This window comes from Tepidibacter sp. (assembly GCF_025210165.1).
Classification (GTDB): Bacteria; Bacillota; Clostridia; order Peptostreptococcales; family Peptostreptococcaceae; genus Tepidibacter_A.
In genome coordinates, this window is record NZ_JAOASI010000071.1 from 22508 (window position 1) to 43067 (window position 20560).

Genomic DNA, 20560 nt, shown 5'->3' on the forward strand with positions numbered 1-20560 from the left:
TTGCTATTAGCCTATACATACTATCCCTAAAAAAGTATACTATTATAAATATGATAAGAGTAAACTAGATTATTTGATTAAAAAAAGGTATAATTTTAATTATGAATGCACAATTTAACATAATCTACAGCAAAATGAAAGATTTTGTTTTATGAATAAAAAGGAGTGTGAAAATATGTTAGATAAGGATACTGTAAAGCATGTAGCCAAATTGTCTAGACTTGAAATAAAGGAAGGCGAATTTGAAGCTGTATCAAAAAAAATGGGAGATATACTAAGTTATGTGGAAAAACTTCAGGGTGTAGATACTGAAAATACTGATATAACTTATAATCCTATAAATCTTGTTAATCAATTAAGAAAAGATGAAGTAAGAGAATCTTTAGAAGTTAAAAAGGTACTTCAAAATGCTCCAGAAAAAGAAATGGGATGCTTTAAGGTACCAAAAGTATTAGATTAGAAAGGAGTGAAGCTATTGAAACTTTATGAAATGACGTTAAAAGAAGTAAGTGAAAAAATAAGAAAACAAGAAATAACAGCTCTTGAGCTTACTAAAACTATTTTAGATAGAATAAAAGAGGTTGAGCCGCATGTTGATGCGTATATAACTATAACAGAAGAACAAGCTTTAAGTAGAGCTAAAGAAATAGATGAAAAAATAAAAGCTGGAGAAGAGGTATCTGTTCTTGCAGGTATTCCAATGGCTGTAAAAGATAATATATGTACAGATGGAATTAAAACTACCTGTGCATCTAAGATGCTTGAAAACTTTATACCTCCATATGATGCGACTGTTGTAAAAAAGCTTAATGATGCTGGTGCAGTAATGGTTGGTAAAACTAATATGGATGAGTTTGCTATGGGATCATCTACAGAGAATTCACATTTTAAAAATACTAAGAACCCTTGGGATTTAAATAAGGTTCCAGGAGGATCATCTGGTGGTTCGGCAGCAGCAGTAGCAGCTGGACAAGCTTTTTATGCTCTTGGATCAGATACAGGTGGATCTGTAAAACAGCCAGCAGCTCTTACTGGTCTTGTTGGACTTAGACCTACATATGGAAGAATATCTAGATATGGACTTATAGCATTTGGATCATCTCTTGATCAAGTTGGTATATTTACAAAGGATGTAACTGACTGTTCTATTGTATTAAGAGAATTAGCTGGAAAAGACTGCATGGATGGAACTAGTGCAGAGGTTGAGGTTGTAGATTATGAGAAATACTTAGATAAAGATGTGAGCAATATCAAAATTGGTATTCCTAAAGAGTATTTTGTAGAAGGAATAGATGAAGATGTTAAAGCAGCAGTTTTAGATGGAGTAGAGAAATTAAAAGAATTAGGAGCAACTGTTAAGGAGATATCTCTTCCTCATACTGATTCAGCTATAGCAACTTATTATGTATTAGCACCTAGTGAAGCTAGTTCTAATCTTGCTAGATTTGACGGTATAAGATATGGTTATAAAGCAAAGGATTATAATTCATTAGAAGAATTATATACTAAGACTAGAACAGAAGGTTTTGGAGATGAAGTTAAGAGAAGAATAATGATAGGTACTTATGCTTTAAGTGCTGGATATTATGATGCTTATTATAAAAAATCTTTAAAAGTTAGAACTTTAATAAAGCAAGATTTTGCTGATGCATTTAAAGAGGTAGATGTTATAATAGCTCCTACAGCTCCAAATGTAGCTTTTAATATAGGAGAGAAGACATCAGATCCTATGGCTATGTATATGGAAGATGCGTGTACTATTCCATCGTGTCTTGCTGGTGTTCCTGGAATGTCTATTTCATGTGGATTTAAAGGTGGACTTCCAATAGGAATGCAAATAATAGGAAATTACTTTGATGAAGCTACTATGCTTAAGGTAGCTCATGCATTTGAAAGTGCAACAGAATTTAAAGATCAAAGAGCTAAACTGTAATTGGAGGTGAAACAATGGGTGATAAAATTCTAATAGGACTTGAAATACATGCAGAACTTTTAACTAACACTAAAATATTTTGTGGATGTAAAAATGAGTTTGGATCAGATGTAAACACTAACTGTTGTCCAGTATGCTTAGGACTTCCTGGATCGTTACCTGTGTTAAATGAAAGGGTTTTAGATTTTGCTATTACTGCTGGAATGAGCTTTAATTGTAAAATAGCTAGAAATACTAAAATGGACAGAAAAAATTATTTCTATCCAGACCTTACAAAGGCTTATCAAATATCTCAATATGATATACCTCTTTGCTCGGATGGATATATAGAGGTAGAAACTGAAGATGGAGATATTAAAAAAATAGGAATAGAGAGAATACATATAGAAGAGGATACAGGAAAATCACTTCATGATGCAACTGGAGATACTCTTCTTGACTATAATAGAAGTGGGGTTCCTTTAATTGAAATAGTTTCTAGACCAGATATGAATTCTCCTAAAGAAGCATATCAGTTCTTAGAAAAATTAAAAGAGGTATTACTGTTTACGCATGTTTCTGATGTAAAGATGGAGCAAGGGTCTTTAAGATGCGATGTGAATGTAAATGTAATAAAGGAAGATGGAAGAAAGTCAAATATTGTAGAGCTTAAAAACTTAAATTCATTTAAAGCGGCCCTAAAGGCTATGGAGTATGAAGTTAAAAGACATAATGAACTTCTTGAAAAAGAAGAAAATACAGTATGTGAAACAAGACGTTGGGATGATTCGAAAAATAAAACTATATCTATGAGAAGTAAAGAAAGCGTTCAAGATTATAGATACTTCCCAGAGCCAGACGTTGTAGATATAAATCTTAGTGAAGAGTATATAGAAGGTATAAAGAATGATTTACCAGAACTTCCTGATGATAAAAGAAAGAGATTCATGAAAGAATATACTCTTCCAGAATATGATGCTAAGGTACTTACTACTTCTAAGGAAATTTCAAATTACTTTGAAGATATGGTGTCTAAGTTTAGTGATGCTAAGATGGTAAGTAATTGGATTATGACTGAATTATTAAGAAGAGTTAATGATGAAGGAATAACTCTTAATGATGTTAAGTTTGACAAAGATGATTTTGTATACTTATTAAAGGTTATAGCTGAAGGAAAAATAAATAACAATGCTGGTAAAAAGGTATTTAGAGAAATGTTTGAAACAGGAAAGAAAGCAGAGCAGATAATAAAAGAAAAAGGTCTTATTCAAATACAAGATGAAGGGGCTATAAAAGAAATAGTAGTAGGAATATTAAATGATAACCTTCAATCTGTAGAAGACTATAAGAATGGAAAAGATAGAGCTTTAGGATTCTTGGTTGGTCAAGTTATGAAGGCTAGTAAAGGTAAAGCTAACCCTCAAGTGGTGAATAAATTAATAATAGAAATAATGAAAAATATGTAAGAGTGGGAATTCCCACTCTTATTTTTTTTTATAACTATTTTTGAGCAACAAAGACTGTAGGGATCGTTAGCGAGTAGACGAATTTTTGAATAAAATTGCGGAAAATTTTTAATAATATAATGAAAGCTAAGTTAAAAATATAAATTGTCGAGAAAAGGATATTTTTCAGAAAAAAACAATGTCAAATTAAAAAACATGTAAAAAGACATGTGTCTATGAGGTGTATAAAACTGAAAATTCTTAAAAAATGTTGAAAAATGAATGTAACTGGAAAAAAACAGTTCTTGCATTAAGTGCCAAAATAATATAATATATATAAAAATGAAATTATCGCAAAAAAAAAATCATATGTAAAAAAAATCTGATAATAAAGGAGTGATATTGTGGGGGGTTATATTGTTAAAAGGTTAATATCAATGCTGATAACCTTATTTTTTATCATAACGATTACATTTGTACTTATGCATACTATTCCAGGAGGCCCTTTTACAGGTGAGAAAAAGTTACCTCCAGAAATAGAAGCGGCACTTAATGAAAAATATCATCTAAATGAACCGGTATTTGTTCAGTATACAAATTATCTTAAAAATATTTTAAAAGGAGATTTAGGGCCATCATATCAAATTAAAGGAGAGACTGTAAATCATATAATAGCTCAGACATTTCCAGCTTCAGCACAATTAGGAGTAATAGCTATATCTATAATATTATTAATAGGAGTTCCACTTGGAGTTATAGCAGCATTAAAGCAAGGAACATGGGTAGATAGTGGGGTAATGTTTATTGCCATACTTGGAGTTACCATACCGAGTTTTGTTATAGCAACATTAATGATATATACATTTGCAGTCAAGGTACATATTTTACCTGCTGCTAGATGGGGAACATGGAAGCATATGATAATGCCGAGTATTGCTCTTGCATCGTATTCTTTTGCATTTATAGCAAGACTTACAAGGTCTAGTATGCTTGAGGTTGTATCTCAAGATTATATAAGAACTGCTAGAGCTAAGGGATTAAGTGAAGGCGTGGTTATATTTAAACATGCTCTTAAAAATGCATTAATACCTATAGTTACTTACATAGGGCCTCTTGCGGCAGGACTTTTAACAGGATCTTTCGTTATAGAAAAGATATTTGCAGTCCCTGGACTGGGTAGATCATTTGTTGAGAGTATAACTAATAGAGATTACACTCTTATAATGGGAGTTACAATCTTTTATGCTGTATTCTTAGTTGGAATGATACTTATAGTAGACTTACTTTATGGATTAATAGATCCTAGAATAAAATACGATGACTAAGGGGGCTTTGATTAATGGAAAATCTTAATATAGATAAAAATTTATGGGAACCTTTGAGCCAAGAAGATAGAGATTCTGAAAAAATATCAAGACCCTCTATGACTTATTGGCAGGATGTATGGAGACGTTTGAAGAATAATAAAGTAGCTATGGGGTCTTTAGTATTCTTGATAGTATTATTAGTAGTAGCTATAGTTGGACCTATGATGGCTAAATATTCTTATTCAGATCAAAATTTATTAAATGCAAACCAGGCACCAAGTGCTGATCATTGGTTTGGAACAGATTCTCATGGTAGAGATCTATATGTTAGGGTATTGTATGGAGCTAGAATTTCTTTAACAGTGGGAATTGTGGCATCAATAATAAACCTTGTAATAGGAGTACTCTACGGTGGAATTGCAGGATATTTTGGAGGAAGAGTAGATAATATAATGATGAGAATAGTAGATATATTATATACTATTCCACTTACATTATATGTTATACTTCTTATGGTGGTTATGGGAACAGGGCTTAAGGCTATATTAGTTGCTTTAGGATCTGTTTATTGGATTAATATGGCTAGAATAGTTAGAGGACAAATACTCTCATTAAAAGAACAAGAATATGTACTAGCTGCAAAAACACTTGGAGCCAGTGATTTTAGAATACTTATTATGCATTTAATACCTAATGCTATGGGACCTATAATAATAACTATGACAATGTCAATACCAAGTGCAATATTTACAGAGGCATTCTTATCGTTTATTGGTCTTGGGGTTTCAGCTCCAATGGCATCTTGGGGGGTACTTGCTAATGATGCATTAGCAACTTTAAGTATATATCCATATCAGTTATTCTTCCCATCACTTGCTATATCAATTACGATGTTAGGATTTAATTTCCTAGGAGATGGATTAAGAGATGCACTAGATCCACGTATGCGTAAATAAAAGGAGGAAAAATATATGAAAGATCATTTACTTGAATTAAAAGAACTGAGAACTTCCTTTTTTACTCATGTAGGAGAAGTAAAGGCTATAAGAGGGGTAAGTTTTCATTTGGATAAAGGAGAAGCTTTGGGAATAGTTGGAGAATCTGGTAGTGGTAAGTCAGTAACATCTATGTCTATTATGAGACTTCTTCAGCATCCAGGAAAAATAGTTAGTGGAGAAATAAATTTCAATGGTGAAAATTTAATAGAAAAAAGTGATAAACAAATGCAGAGTATAAGAGGAAATGATATAGCAATGATATTCCAAGATCCTATGACTTCGCTAAATCCTGTTTATACTGTTGGAAATCAAATAATTGAAGCTATAGTTAAGCATCAGAAGATATCTAAGGCGAATGCTAGAAACAAAGCTATAGAAATGCTAAATCTCGTTGGTATACCTAGTCCTGAAAAAAGAATAGATCAGTATCCACATGAGTTTTCAGGAGGTATGAGACAAAGAGCTATGATTGCTATGGCACTTTCTTGTGAACCTCAACTTCTTATAGCAGATGAGCCAACAACTGCTCTTGATGTTACTATTCAAGCACAAATACTTGAACTTATGAAAGGTTTAAAAAATAAATTAGATACATCTATAATACTGATAACGCATGACCTTGGTGTAGTTGCAGATGTATGTTCAAGAATAATTGTTATGTATGGAGGCATAATATTAGAAGAGGGTAAATCAGAAGATATATTCTATAATCCTAAGCATCCGTATACACTTGGACTTTTAAAATCTATACCAAAACTTGCAGATAAAGAAGACAAAGAAAGATTGATTCCAATACCTGGATCACCTCCGGATTTATTAAAACCTCCTAAGGGATGTCCATTTGCAGCAAGATGTGAATATGCTATGAAGATATGCATAGATAAAATGCCAGAATATACTTATGTGAAAGAAGATCACAGATCTATGTGCTGGCTACTTCATAAAGATGCTCCTAAGGTAAATAGTATAAATAAGAACCTGAAGGAGGGTAAATAAATATGAATAAGAATGAAATACTAGTTGATGTACAGAATCTAAAAAAATACTTTCCAGTGAAAAAGGGATTTATAACTAGAGAAACTCAATACGTAAAGGCTGTTGATGATGTAAGTTTTCATATCAAAAAAGGAGAAACCTTAGGTCTTGTTGGAGAATCAGGTTGTGGTAAGTCTACAACAGGAAGAACTATAATAAGACTCTATGATCCTACAGCTGGAAAAATAATGTTTGGAGGAAAGGATATAGCAAGCCTTTCTCAAAAAGAATTAAAGCCGTATAGAAAAAAAATACAAATGATATTCCAAGATCCATATGCTTCTCTTAATACTCGTATGACTGTTGGAGATATTATAGGAGAGCCTTTTGATATACACAATATGTGTAGTGGAAAAGAAAAGCTTGAAAGAATACATCATCTACTTCAAAGAGTTGGTCTTAATCCAGATCACGCTGCAAGATATCCTCATGAATTCTCAGGTGGACAAAGACAGCGTATAGGAATAGCTAGAGCCTTAGCTGTAGAACCAGAATTTATAATAGCAGATGAGCCAATATCAGCCCTTGATGTATCTATACAAGCACAGGTTGTAAATATGCTTGAGGATTTACAAAACGAACTTGGACTTACATATTTATTTATAGCCCATGATTTATCAATGGTTAAATATATATCTAATAGAATAGGTGTTATGTATTTAGGAAAATTAGTTGAGATAGCAGAGAGTGATGAGTTATATAATAATCCAGCTCATCCATATACTAAGGCACTACTCTCTGCAATACCTCACCCAGATCCAAATGCTGCAAAAAATAGTAAGAGAATAGTTCTTGAAGGAGATGTTCCAAGTCCTCTAAATCCTCCATCAGGATGTAGATTTAGAACTAGATGTAAGTATGCTATGCCAAAATGTGCAGAAGTTGAGCCTATACTTAAGGAAGTATCTAGTAGACATAGCACGGCATGTCATCTATATGAGTAAAAATATTTAGAAAATTCAAAAAATAAAAAGGATTTAACTAGAGTATATAGAATATAATTGTTATGTACTTTGGATTTTAATAAAAAAATATCAAGGGGGAGTGATTTATTTGAAAAAGATTTTAGCATTTATGATGGTACTTGTACTAGCACTTGGAACTTTAGCAGGCTGTGGTACAGACACAGAACAATCAGGTGAAGCAAAGAAAATAGTAAAATATAATATAGGAGCAGATCCTAAAACATTAGATCCTGCTTTAAATACAGGAGTTCAATCTTCAGGTATTTTAGCGAACTGTTATGAAGGACTTATGAGACTTGATGAAAATAACAAAGCGATACCTGGTATAGCAGAGTCATATAAGTTATCTGATGATAATACAACTTATACATTTAAATTAAGAGATGCACAGTGGTCTGACGGAGAACCAGTAAAAGCTCAAGATTTTGAATATTCTTGGAAAAGAGCTTTAGATCCTAAGACTGCAGCTGAATATGCATACCAATTATACTACATAAAAAATGGTAATGAATTTAATGCAAATAAAGCTAGTATGGATGATGTAGCTGTTAAGGCTTTAGATGACAAAACTTTAGAGGTTACACTTATGGCACCAACTCCATACTTCTTAGAATTAACAGCTTTTCCAACTTACTTTCCAGTTAGAAAGGACATAGTTGAGAAAAATCCAGATGCATGGTCTATAACTCCAGAGAACGTACCTTTTAATGGACCATTTAAGATGGTTGAATGGACAAGAGGAGATTCTGTAGAAGTAGTTAAAAATGATACTTACTATGATAAAGATAGAGTTAAGCTTGATGGTATTGAATACACTATGATAACAGAAGCAACAACAGCTTTCCAAGCTTTCCAATCAGGAGAAATAGATGGAACTGACGAAGTGCCAGAACCTCAAATACCACAACTTAAAGAAAGTAATGATCCAAACTTTAAAATACATCCATATCTTGGAACTTACTATTATTCGCTTAATATAACTAAGGAGCCAGTTAATAATCCTAAGGTTAGAGAGGCGTTATCTCTAGCAATAGATAGAAATCTTATAACTACAGTTGTTGTTAAGGCTGGACAAAAGCCAGCTAAGACATTTGTACCAGAAGGAATACTTGGTTCTGATGGAAAAGATTTTGTAGAAGGTTCTAAGGATTATGGTATAACTCCAGAGGCTCAAGTTGAAAAAGCTCAAAAATTATTAGCAGAAGCTGGATATCCAAATGGCGAAGGATTCCCAGAAACTACTGTATACTATAATACTAATGAAAATCATAAGGCAATAGCTGAAGCTGTTCAAGAGATGTGGAAGAAGAACTTAAATATAGATATTAAGCTTCAAAACCAAGAATGGAAGGTATTCCAAGAAACTAGAACTCAAGGACATTTCCAAATAGCTAGAAATGGATGGATAGGAGATTATACAGATCCTATGACATTCTTAGATATGTTTATATCTACAAGTGGAAACAACCATTCACATTGGAAGAATCCAGAGTTTGATAAGCTTATAACTGACATTAAGAAGACTGAGGATTTAGAAAAGAGAAATGAAATGCTTCATAAAGCACAAGATATGATTATGGATGATAATATAATGATTCCAGTTTATTACTATACAAATCCTGAGTTATTAAAAGAAAACATTAAAGGCGTTAAGGTATCTCCACTAGGTCAAGTATTTTTTGATAATGCGTATATAGAAGAATAGATTGGTAAAAATAAGAGAGTAAAAATACTCTCTTATTTTTTTTTATTTAATTTAAATAAAAAGTGAATATTAAGTAAAACTAATAAAAGAGTTTTAACAAAAACATTATAAGGAAGTGATTTGTTTGAAAAAAGCTTTATCATGTATGATGATACTTGTATTAGCATTTGGAGTTTTGTCTGGATGTAGAAAAGAAACTGATCAGACTAATGAGGAAATTGAGAAAAAGACAATAGTAAAATACAATATAGGAGCAGATCCTAAGACGTTAGATCCAGCTTTAAATTCAGGAGTTCAATCATCTGGAATTTTAGCAAACTGTTATGAAGGACTTATGAGACTTGACGAAAATAATAAAGCAATACCTGGTATGGCAGAGTCATACGAGATATCAGAGGACAATACAACTTATACATTTAAATTAAGAGATGCACAGTGGTCTGATGGAGAAATGGTAAAAGCTCAAGACTTTGAATATGCTTGGAAAAGAGCTTTAGATCCTAAGACTGCGGCTGAATATGCATACCAATTATATTACATTAAAAATGGTAATGAGTTTAATGCAAATAAGGCTAACATGGATGATGTAGCTGTTAAAGCTTTAGATGAAAAGACCTTAGAGGTAACACTTATAGCTCCGACTCCATACTTTTTAGAGTTAACGGCTTTTCCAACTTACTTTCCAGTTAGAAAGGATATAGTTGAGAAAAATCCAGAGGCATGGCCTATAACTCCAGAAAATGTACCTTTTAATGGACCATTTAAGATGACTAAGTGGCAAAGAGGAGATTCTATAGAAATAGTTAAAAATGATACTTACTATGATGCAGGTAGAGTTAAGCTTGATGGTGTTGAATATACTATGATAACTGAAGATACAACAGCTTTTCAAGCTTTTCAATCAGGAGAAATAGATGGAACAGAAGGAGTATCAGAAGCTCAAATACCTCTGCTTAGAGATAATAATGATCCAAGCTTTAAGATACATCCGTATCTTGGAACTTACTATTATTCACTTAATGTAACTAAAGAGCCAACTAATAATCCTAAGGTTAGAAAAGCTTTATCTCTTGCAATAGATAGAAATCTTATAACTACAGTTGTTGTTAAGGCTGGTCAAAAACCTGCTAAGACATTTGTACCAGAAGGTATAAGTTCTCCTGATGGAAAAGATTTTGTAGAAGAATCTAAGGACTATGGTATAACTCCAGAGGCTCAAGTTGAAGAAGCTCAAAAACTATTATCAGAAGCTGGATATCCAAATGGAGAAGGCTTCCCAGCAACTACTGTATACTATAATACTAATGAATCTCATAAAGCAATAGCAGAAGCTATTCAAGAAATGTGGAAGAAGAACCTAAATATAGATGTTAAGCTTCAAAATCAAGAATGGAAGGTATTCCAAGAAACTAGAACTCAAGGAAACTTCCAAATAGCTAGAAATGGATGGATAGGAGATTATTCAGATCCTATGACATTCCTAGATATGTTCATATCAACAAGTGGAAATAATAATTCTCACTGGAAAAATCCTGAGTTTGATAAGCTCATAACTGATATTAAGAAAACAGAGGATTTAGAGAAAAGAAATAAAATGCTTCACCAAGCACAAGATATGATTATGGATGATAGCATACTAATTCCTATTTATTATTATACTAATGCAGAATTATTAAAAGAAAACATTAAAGGTGTTAGAGTATCTCCATTAGGTCAAGTATATTTTGATAATGCGTATATAGAATAAAATAAAAAATAAGAGAGTAGAAATACTCTCTTATTTCGATTAAAGGAGGATATTGTGGAATTTTTATTTGATGATTATACTAAAACAAAAAGAGTATATCATGTTGTGTCTTTAAAAGATTTGGGATATGTTATGAAAAATGGAATATCATATGATGATAAGATAACTTATATAACTAAATACAAAGGATTTCATGATTATATAGAAGACTTGAAAACGGATAAAATTCCTAGTTGGGTTGATAGAAAAAAATCTATATTTGCAAGCCTTAATTTTAAAAAAAATCATTACTTTCATTCTCATAGTGCTCTTTTATCATTAAAAATAAATGAGGATAAGTGCTGGATTGCAAATGAAAACTTGGCAAATGAAATATATGAACCCTTTGCGCTAAAAAATATAGAAGGATTTGAATACTGTAACAAATATTTAGACACAAAGGCAAAAGATGTTATAACAAGATATTGGGATACATCTTTGAGTTTTAAAGACAATTTAAAGGTTAGAAGAGATTTGAGTGAATACTATGATGCAGAGATATTAATAACTAATCATATACCAAAGGAGGATATAAAGGTTTTAAAAATTTATTCAGATCATAATGCATTTTCTCTTGATGAATTTAGAAATTATTTTACATTATAAAGTAAAACTAGCAAGCCATACAAATATGACTTGCTAGTTTTACTTTATAACATTTTTCCTTTAGCCATTGTAGCAACTTCCTTATAACATTTAAGATCTGTATAAAGTTCGCCTTTGTAAGGGTTACGATTAGTTTTGTTAACCTTGTAGATCATATATAAAAATAATATAACATTAGCTATTAATGCTAAAAAGCTTGCAGTAAATAGAGCCCCTGTATTATGTGAGGATCTTACTGCAAATTGGGACGTATCAATAAAAGCAGGACAAGTCATTGCAAACATACACCATAATGCAAGTGTCTGAGCTCTATGTTGTAGCCAAGCACCTTTTTTGAATGTAAAAGCAGAAAATGTAGGTGCTAAAAGCATTGCAATACCGCAATACCATGAATGACCAGGCAAGCAGTTGTAGGTATAGGCAAAATTCCAAATATCATAGGCTATAATCCAGAACCAGCACATATCAGGCCACAGCATATCTCTACTTTTATCATTACTGATACATATTCCAACCCAACCTGTAATTGTAATGATATTTAAAATACCAGCAATACCATTCATATAATTCCATGAACCACTTACCATAACCATTCCATCGAATATTTGCTTATTAAGATGAAGTGCCCCAATCTGAAAATCACGTGCTACTGCTTCAAGAATATTGATTGCTAAAATAAAGGGTGGAAAACATAAAACCCACTTCTTGCTACTTACCCCTTTTATATGTCTAATCAGCCAAAAACCGATACATCCTGCAAGCGAAGAATATACTTTGGCATAATGGAACCAATCATCTACACTTGTTCCAGCTGTTGTTTTTGGCCATACAAAAATGGTAAGAACAACTGGTAATATTATAAACATGAATATTCCACCAATTTTAGATCTGCGACCTATTTCATTTAATGCAATTAAAACAAAGAATACTAATATAAGCATAAGCCAGTTAGATAAAGGTTGTGCTTCAAAGAAAAACATAAAATCTCCTCCTTTTTAAAATTAAGTGTAACTTTATCTATATTATAAATATATTCCAGTAAATATAAAAAATGTTCCTGAGATTATTAATATTCAAATAAAAACTTATTCATACAAATTTTTTGATATAATAATTGTATGATTTGATTATGGGGGGTTGTTTATGAAAATTGGTAAATTGAGTACAGAAAAGCTAAAAGAGTTGATTTTTTCTAATTTAAATAAAAAAAGAAAAGAAATACTTGTAGCTCCAAATGTTGGAGAAGATTGTGCTTATGTGGATTTTGGAGATTATGTATGTGTTATGAGCACTGATCCTATAACGGGAACTAGTGAGGAAATAGGAAAATTAGCTGTTCACATAACTTGTAATGATATAGCATCTAGTGGAGTTAGCCCTTTAGGTATAATGCTAACTATTATGGCACCAGTTGGAACAACAGAGGAAGATATAAAAAATATAATGATTGATGCATCTAATGAAGCGGATAAGTTAAATGTAGATATAATAGGTGGACATACTGAGATAACTGATGCTGTTAATAGAATAGTCATTTCATCAACTGGTATTGGAAAGCAGGTAAAAAATGAACTTGTTAATAAAGACAAGCCAAAAACAGGGGATCTAATAGTTCTAACAAAAGGAGCAGGTATTGAAGGAACTGGAATTATATGCTTTGAAAAAGAAGAAGAATTAAAGAGAGTATTTGGAGAGAGTATTGTTAAAGACGGAAAATCGTTACTTGATAAGATAAGTGTTGTTAAAGAAGGCATTATAGCTGGTAAATTAGGGACTAGCTGTATGCATGACGTAACAGAGGGTGGAGTTTTAGGTGCTGTTTGGGAGATGTGTGATTTATACGGTTTAGGATGCAGTATATATAATGATAAAATATATATTAATGAAAGTACTAAACTTGTATGTGAGCATTATAATATAAATCCGCTAAGGCTTATATCGAGTGGATCTATGATAATAGGTATAGATAAAAATAAGATTGATATATTAAAGGATAGATTTGATAAAGAGAATATAGAATTTAGCGTAATAGGTGAATTTACAGATAAAGGTCATATTTTAGTAGGTAATAGTAATAAAAATATAGACCCGCCTTATAGTGATGAACTTTACAAGGTTATATAATATTACATTTAAATTAAAAAATTTCATCAAAGTTGACATTATAAATTTTAAAATGATATGCTTAAATAGTGAGACAAGATGTTGGGGGGGATTTTAGTGAAAAGACTTAGTAGTGTATTTACTTTGTTTTTGATTATGTTTTTTTTGTTAGGTAATTTAGGTTATGCTAATGATAATTTGCCAAAAGGTAAATTTGTATTAGATGGTAAAAATGTAGAGCTATATACTACAAGAATTAAGCTTGATGAGAAGTACCTTGAAGGAGATGTTCCTCCAATTATATTAAATGATAGAACTTTAGTTCCGGTAAGACTTGTATCAGAGAATCTAGGCGCAAAGGTTAGCTGGGATGCTAAAGAATATAAAGTGCATATAAATAAAGATGATAAGGAAATAGTCTTAAAAATAGATAGTAATAAAGCTTATGTGAATGAAAAAGAATATATACTTCCTGATAAGGTTCCTGCAAAGCTTGTAAGTGATAGAACTATGGTACCTGTAAGATTTGTATCAGAGCATCTAGGAGTTAATGTAGATTGGGACGATGAAAATAGAGTTGTTCTTCTTGAGAGTCAAGATGATTTTAAAAAGCTTGAAAATATAGAATATAGCTTAGATGAAGTTAAAATAAAGCTTAGTGAGAAGTCTAAGTATAAAGAAATGGTTCTTGTAAATCCTGATAGATTGGTTATAGATATAGAAGGTACTAAAATGGCTACACCTAAGGATAAGTATATAGTAAATGGACCTATTATAAAAGATATAAGGGTTTCGCAATTTACTGAAGATCCAATGGATTCTAGGATTGTAGTAGATCTTAATTATTTAGATGAATATAATATAGATCAAGATGATAATATAATAACTATTAAGTTTAAAGTAAAAGACAATCATGCTAAGTTTGGATTCGAAAAAAATGATAAAGAAGAATTTACAATAAAGAGAGATTTAAAAAATAGGTATAAAACTTTTTACTTAGAAGAGCCAAATAGACTTGTAATTGACTTGTATTATACTAAGATGTATGAGGATAAGGAGAGCGTAGAAGAAGAAGTTGATGAAGAGTATGTAAAAGGTTATAGGGCTTATTATTATAAAGATGAGCATAGAACGAGATTAGTACTTACTTTAAAAGAAGGAATAGATAGAAGTAATATAAAGATTACAGAAGATGAAAATGATATAAATATACTCTTTGACTTTTTAGAGATAGAGGTAGAAAATGAATCTTTAAAATATGATTTTAATAGTTATAATTCAGTGCTTGAAGTCATAAAGAACGTAGAAGATGATGAAAGCGACGAAGATACTATTGAGTATGATGAGTGGGAAAATAAGGTTAAAATAAATATAGACAATGAATATGTAGATTTAAAAGATGAGGAAATAGAAGTTGATGATTATTTTGTAAAAAATATAGAAGTAGACAAAAAAAATAGTTATACAAGAATTAATATATACTTAAAAGATGATGTTATGCATAAAGTTTTAAATAAAGATAATAAAAATATACAAATAAAACTTTATAAAGAGGAAGAAAATCAAGCAAATGGAAAGTATTTAATAGCAATAGATGCAGGTCATGGAGGAAGAGACCCAGGAGCTGTATCTCCTATAGATAAAACAAAAGAGAAGGATTTAACTCTTCAAATATCTAAAATGTTGAATGAAAAGCTTATTCAAAATGGATATGATACTATTATGACTAGAACAGACGACACATATCCTGAGTTAAAAGAAAGAACAGAGATGGCAAACGATAAGGATGCAGACCTATTTATAAGTATACACATAAATGCGGTTGATAAAGCTGATATTCATGGTATACAGACTCTTTATTATCCTAATGATGGAGAATATGCAAATGGAAGAGATAATGAGACTTTAGCTAGTATAATACATGAGGAAATTAAGAATCAAACTGGTGCAGTTGATAGAAAAATAGTCAAAAGACCTAACTTGATTGTAATTAAGTATACACAGATGCCAGCTGTGTTACTAGAATATGGATTCTTAACTAATCCTAATGAGTTAAATCAATTACATTCTAAGGAGTATCAAGAAAAATTAGTAGAAGGAACTTATAAGGGAATACAAAAATATTTTGAGGAACAGCAATAAGCTGTTCCTTTTTGGTTTGTGGATAACTTGTTAGCGAGTAGACGAATTTTTATAATGAATATGTATTAATAATATAGTTATTGTTGTATAATATTAAAGTATCAAGTGAAAATGAAAGGATGATTTAATTGAATAGGATAGATAAAAGAAGAAATGATCAACTTAGAAATATAAAGATAACAAGAGACTACACAAAATACGCAGAAGGTTCTGTTCTTATAGAAATGGGAGAAACTAAAGTTTTATGTAATGCATCTATTGAGGAGAAGGTTCCTCCGTTTTTAAAAAATACTGGAAGTGGATGGATAACTGCTGAGTATTCTATGCTTCCAAGATCTACTCATAGTAGAAAGATTAGAGAATCTTCAAGAGGTAAAGTTGATGGAAGAACTCAAGAAATTCAAAGACTTATAGGAAGAACTTTAAGATCTGTAATAGACTTAAAGGGTATAGGTGAGAGAACTATATGGATAGACTGTGATGTTATTCAGGCTGATGGTGGAACTAGAACGGCATCTATAACTGGTTCTTTTGTAGCTATGATAGACGCAGTACACAAGCTTTATAAAGATAAAAAGATAAAAAAAATTCCTGTAAAATCATTTGTTTCTGCTATAAGTGTTGGAATATATAATGGAGAAAATATATTAGATTTATGTTATGAAGAAGATTCACAAGCTCAGGTTGACATGAATATAGTAATGACTGATAAAGATGAATTTGTAGAGGTTCAAGGAACAGCAGAGGGATTCCCTTTTAAGAAAAAGCAATTTCATGAACTTTTAGAGCTTGGAGAAATAGGAAATAGACTTTTAATACAAGAGCAAAAGAATGCTTTAGGAGATATAACTAAATTAATACTTGGAGATAAAACTGATGTTGTTATAGCCACATCTAATGCTCACAAGCTTGAAGAAATAGGTAAGATATTAAGAGGATTTAAGGTCAAGATACTTTCTATGAAGAGTGTAGGACTTGACGGACTTGAAATTGAAGAAAATGGAACTACATTTGAAGAAAATGCTCTTATTAAGGCTAGAGAAGTTGCAAGAAGAACTGGTAAAATATCTATTGCTGATGATTCAGGTCTTATGGTAGATGCTATAGGAGGAAAGCCTGGAATATATTCTGCTAGATTTGCAGGAGAGGGTGCTACTGATAATGATAATAATGAGAAACTATTGAAAATGATGAAAAATGTAAATATGAGTGATAGAACAGCTAGATTTGTATCAGCTATAGCTGTTGTATTTCCAAATGGGGAAGAGTTTACAGTTAGAGGAACTTGTGAAGGAAAAATAGGATTTGAAAGAAAAGGAACTAATGGATTTGGATACGATCCTTTATTTATAGTTAATAGATATAATAAAGCTTTTGGAGAATTACCATCAGATATCAAAAATAGTATAAGCCATAGAGCTAATGCATTAGAAAAAATGAAAGAAGAATTTGGAAAGAGGTTAAAATAAAAATGAAAATAGGTATAATAGGAGATACACATAGAAACTATAAATATATAGATAAGGCAATACAGTATTTAAAAGAATGTGAGTTAATACTTCATACTGGAGATAATTTTCAAGATTCTAATTATATTCATAAAGTCACAGGAATAGATACTTTGGGAATAAAAGGGAATTGTGATTTTGAAAATGTAGAAGATGAGATTGTATTTGATGTTGAAGGTTATAGAATACTTTTATGTCACGGTCATAAATATGATATAAAACACTCATTAAAAAGTATAAAAAGAAGAGCCTTAGAATTAAACGTAAATATAGTTATATTTGGACACTCTCATATACCTTTAAATTATAAAAAAGATGACATCTTATTTTTAAACCCTGGAAGTATAGCTCTTCCCAGAGGTAATAGCAGTAGGCAATTTATTATGATGAATATAGATGGGATAGTTGACATTCAAGAGATAATTTTAAATTAAGTTTCACTTTATAGGAGGGGACAGAAAATGGAATTGATTTTGGGATATCTTTTTATATTTATGGCAAGATGTACTGATGTATCTATGGCAACAATAAGAACTATAATGGTAGTTAGAGGTAAAAAAATACAAGCTGCTATGATAGGTTTTGTAGAGATAATAATATATATACTTGCTATAAATAAGGTTTTAACTGGTATGGATAACATGCTAAATGTTTTCTTTTATGCAATGGGATTTGCTGCTGGTAACTATGTAGGAATATTAATAGAAGAAAAAATGGCTATAGGAACTCTTATAGCTCAAATAATAACTAAAAGAGATATAGAAAAATTTTCTTCATATCTTAGAGAAAAAGGTTTTGGAGTTACAGTTACAGAAGGTCATGGAAAAGAAGGAAAAATAAGCATTTTAAATGTAGTATTAAATAGAAAAGATATTCGGAATTTTGAGGTTTGTGTAGACAAGTATGATAAAGATGCATTTATAACTATAATGGATGCTAGAAATATAAAGGGTGGATATTTTAGAAAAAGACAGGGAATAGGAATTAAGAAGAAATAAACTAATAGGTTAGATGTTAAGCAAAAAATTATGCCCGGTGAAATAACGATACTTAGATATTTAGGCTTAGCATAAATATAAATTATCTAAAGTGAAATTATGTATTTGATCCCAAAATAAATGGTATCAAAATACCGCTTATGTATTAAATATTTTTAATAAAACTAAGTATTAAATCTTATTAAATATCCTAAAAGTTCTAAGCTCCCGTTGGTCAGACAATGAACTTTCTTAACGGATATTCAAACGCTTTAATACTAGTTTTATACAAAAATATTTAAATCATTCGCTAACATTTTGATACCATTTATTTTGTAAGTTTAGTTCTTAATGGCTGTTTTTTTAGAGGTAATGTTAATCATATAAAAAACTTTTAAAAGACTTAAAGATATTTTCTTCTTTTATTAGATGAGGTAATATGTTATTTGATAATAGGAAGTGAAATTAAAAAATATGTCTATGAAAATGTTAGCGAATGCTTTTAGATATTTTGACTAAGAAAACTTAGGTTTTGTTGTTTAATAATCCGTTAAAAAACTTATGTGTTTGAGCAGAGCAAGTTCAGAAGTTTTAGGATTATTAATAAGACAAAAGCTTAGTTTTCTTCAAAATATAGTTGTATGAGCGTTATTTTCATAGACATATTTTGGATTACCCACATAAAATCTTTAGAATAAGGAGTTTTTAAACATAAAATATCAACAAATATATCGTACTAAATATAATAGATATAATCATCATTGGAAATCCTATCTTCATATATTCTACAAAAGACACCTCATGATTATTTTTCTTAAGAATACCAGCAACTATTACATTTGCAGAAGCTCCTATTAAAGAACCATTTCCTCCAAGACAAGCTCCAAGAGATAGTGCCCACCAAAGAGGCATTACATTCATATTAGATAATAAAGAAATTTTCTTTATAAGAGGAATCATAGTAGCTACAAAAGGTATATTATCAAGGAATGAAGATAATATAGCAGCAGCCCAAAGAAGAAGTATTGTTGCAAGAGGTAAATTATCTTGTGAAAAAGAAACTATAACCTTGGCAATCTCATCTATAACTCCTACCTTTTCAAGTCCTCCAACTAGTATAAATAAAAACATAAAGAAGAAAATAGTAGTCCATTCTATTGAATGAAGTGTTTCTTCAACATTTGCCTTACTTATAATTAGCATCACAGATGCACCTATTAAAGCGATTGACGAAGATTCAAGTCCAAAAATTTGATGTGTCATAAGACCTATTATAACTAAAAACAGTATAGTTAGACATTTTATCAAAAGACTCTTGTTTGTTATAGCCAGCTTTTCATCAAATTTAAATATTTTCTTCTTAACATCATCAGATACTATTAATTGCTTTTTATAGATTATATTAAATAGAAATAGGGTAATAATTAATATTAGAAAAGCAATTGGACCTGTATTTAATAAAAAATCTAAAAACCCAATATTTGCAGCACTACCGATCATTATATTAGGTGGATCTCCGACTAAAGTAGCTGTACCACCTATATTAGAAGAAATAATTTGAGGAACTAAAAATGGAATAGGATTAAGATTTAGTGTATCTGTTATAACTAATGTAACAGGTGCTATTAAAAGAACTGTAGTAACATTATCTAAAAAAGCTGATAAAACTGCTGTTACAAAACAGAATACAATCATTATAGTAAGTGGTTCGCCTTTTGAGAGTTTAGCAGATTTAATAGCTATATACTGAAATAGGCCTGTTGTTTTAAGTATGTTTACAATAATCATCATACCAATTAAAAGTCCTATAGTATTAAAGTCTATAAAGTGAATTGCTTCTTTTTCATTTAGTACACCAAATAATATGAGGCACGATGCTCCAAGAAAAGATATAGCTGTTCTATCGATTTTTTCAGAAACGATAAATGCATAAGTGCTTATAAATATTATTAAAGCTATTAGTGTTTGTGTATCCATTTAGTACCCATCTCCTTATATTTTAACATAGTTAACATATTTACTTTAATATAATTATATGAAAGTTTGAAAAAAAAGTAAATGTCTAAGAAAA

17 protein-coding genes are annotated in these 20560 nt (G+C 30.7%); 15 read left to right on the forward strand and 2 right to left on the reverse strand.

The features are described from left to right. The first annotated feature begins 175 nt into the window (after window positions 1-175). The 10 genes from gatC to N4A48_RS11695 all read left to right on the forward strand — a co-directional run bounded on the left by gatC (window position 176) and on the right by N4A48_RS11695 (window position 11759). The gene (gene gatC / locus N4A48_RS11650) at window positions 176-460 is read left to right on the forward strand and encodes an Asp-tRNA(Asn)/Glu-tRNA(Gln) amidotransferase subunit GatC (RefSeq protein WP_293666206.1); all 285 of its coding nucleotides are present in this window, start codon (window positions 176-178) and stop codon (window positions 458-460) included. A gap of 15 nt (window positions 461-475) precedes the next feature. After that, complete coding sequence (gene gatA / locus N4A48_RS11655) at window positions 476-1933, forward strand: Asp-tRNA(Asn)/Glu-tRNA(Gln) amidotransferase subunit GatA (protein ID WP_293666208.1); 1458 nt, start codon at window positions 476-478, stop codon at window positions 1931-1933. Between the two features lie 14 nt (window positions 1934-1947). Then, window positions 1948-3378, forward strand: coding sequence for an Asp-tRNA(Asn)/Glu-tRNA(Gln) amidotransferase subunit GatB (gene gatB, locus N4A48_RS11660; RefSeq protein ID WP_293666210.1), 1431 nt, complete (start codon window positions 1948-1950; stop codon window positions 3376-3378). A gap of 383 nt (window positions 3379-3761) precedes the next feature. After that, window positions 3762-4682 carry an ABC transporter permease gene (locus tag N4A48_RS11665; protein WP_293666212.1) on the forward strand — a complete coding sequence of 307 codons (921 nt, stop codon included), beginning with the start codon at window positions 3762-3764 and terminating at the stop codon, window positions 4680-4682. A gap of 14 nt (window positions 4683-4696) precedes the next feature. Next, window positions 4697-5620, forward strand: a complete 924-nt coding sequence (locus tag N4A48_RS11670; RefSeq protein WP_293666213.1) for an ABC transporter permease — start codon at window positions 4697-4699, stop codon at window positions 5618-5620. A gap of 15 nt (window positions 5621-5635) precedes the next feature. After that, entirely contained in the window at window positions 5636-6658 is a 1023-nt protein-coding gene (locus N4A48_RS11675; protein WP_293666214.1) for an ABC transporter ATP-binding protein, read from the forward strand. A 2-nt stretch (window positions 6659-6660) separates the two neighbouring features. After that, window positions 6661-7641 (forward strand): ABC transporter ATP-binding protein, encoded by a 981-nt coding sequence (locus tag N4A48_RS11680; RefSeq protein WP_293666216.1) that lies wholly within the window; start codon window positions 6661-6663, stop codon window positions 7639-7641. A 109-nt stretch (window positions 7642-7750) separates the two neighbouring features. Next, a complete protein-coding gene (locus tag N4A48_RS11685) occupies window positions 7751-9367 on the forward strand; it encodes a peptide ABC transporter substrate-binding protein (protein WP_330665116.1) in 1617 nt (538 codons plus the stop codon). A gap of 124 nt (window positions 9368-9491) precedes the next feature. Continuing rightward, a complete protein-coding gene (locus tag N4A48_RS11690; RefSeq protein WP_330665117.1) occupies window positions 9492-11114 on the forward strand; it encodes a peptide ABC transporter substrate-binding protein in 1623 nt (540 codons plus the stop codon). Window positions 11115-11168: 54 nt separating this feature from the next. After that, window positions 11169-11759, forward strand: a complete 591-nt coding sequence (locus tag N4A48_RS11695) for a hypothetical protein (protein WP_293666220.1) — start codon at window positions 11169-11171, stop codon at window positions 11757-11759. A 44-nt stretch (window positions 11760-11803) separates the two neighbouring features. Here the strand turns inward: N4A48_RS11695 and N4A48_RS11700 are convergent, their stop codons facing one another. Next, window positions 11804-12739 carry a DUF5692 family protein gene (locus N4A48_RS11700; RefSeq protein WP_293666222.1) on the reverse strand — a complete coding sequence of 312 codons (936 nt, stop codon included), beginning with the start codon at window positions 12737-12739 and terminating at the stop codon, window positions 11804-11806. 163 nt (window positions 12740-12902) lie between these two features. Here N4A48_RS11700 and N4A48_RS11705 point away from each other — a divergent pair, with 163 nt between their 5' ends. The 5 genes from N4A48_RS11705 (at window position 12903) to N4A48_RS11725 (ending at window position 18510) form a co-directional block, all read left to right on the forward strand. Next, window positions 12903-13883, forward strand: a complete 981-nt coding sequence (locus N4A48_RS11705; protein ID WP_293666223.1) for an AIR synthase family protein — start codon at window positions 12903-12905, stop codon at window positions 13881-13883. A gap of 96 nt (window positions 13884-13979) precedes the next feature. Next, window positions 13980-16004, forward strand: a complete 2025-nt coding sequence (locus N4A48_RS11710) for an N-acetylmuramoyl-L-alanine amidase family protein (RefSeq protein WP_293666225.1) — start codon at window positions 13980-13982, stop codon at window positions 16002-16004. 128 nt (window positions 16005-16132) lie between these two features. Continuing rightward, window positions 16133-17473, forward strand: coding sequence for a ribonuclease PH (rph, locus tag N4A48_RS11715; RefSeq protein WP_293666226.1), 1341 nt, complete (start codon window positions 16133-16135; stop codon window positions 17471-17473). A 2-nt stretch (window positions 17474-17475) separates the two neighbouring features. Beyond that, window positions 17476-17946, forward strand: a complete 471-nt coding sequence (locus N4A48_RS11720) for a metallophosphoesterase family protein (protein WP_293666228.1) — start codon at window positions 17476-17478, stop codon at window positions 17944-17946. Between the two features lie 27 nt (window positions 17947-17973). Continuing rightward, window positions 17974-18510, forward strand: a complete 537-nt coding sequence (locus tag N4A48_RS11725; RefSeq protein WP_293666230.1) for a DUF2179 domain-containing protein — start codon at window positions 17974-17976, stop codon at window positions 18508-18510. A gap of 684 nt (window positions 18511-19194) precedes the next feature. On the opposite strand, the gene N4A48_RS11730 is transcribed toward N4A48_RS11725, so the two are convergent. Continuing rightward, window positions 19195-20466 (reverse strand): ArsB/NhaD family transporter, encoded by a 1272-nt coding sequence (locus N4A48_RS11730; protein WP_293666232.1) that lies wholly within the window; start codon window positions 20464-20466, stop codon window positions 19195-19197. Window positions 20467-20560: the final 94 nt, after the last annotated feature.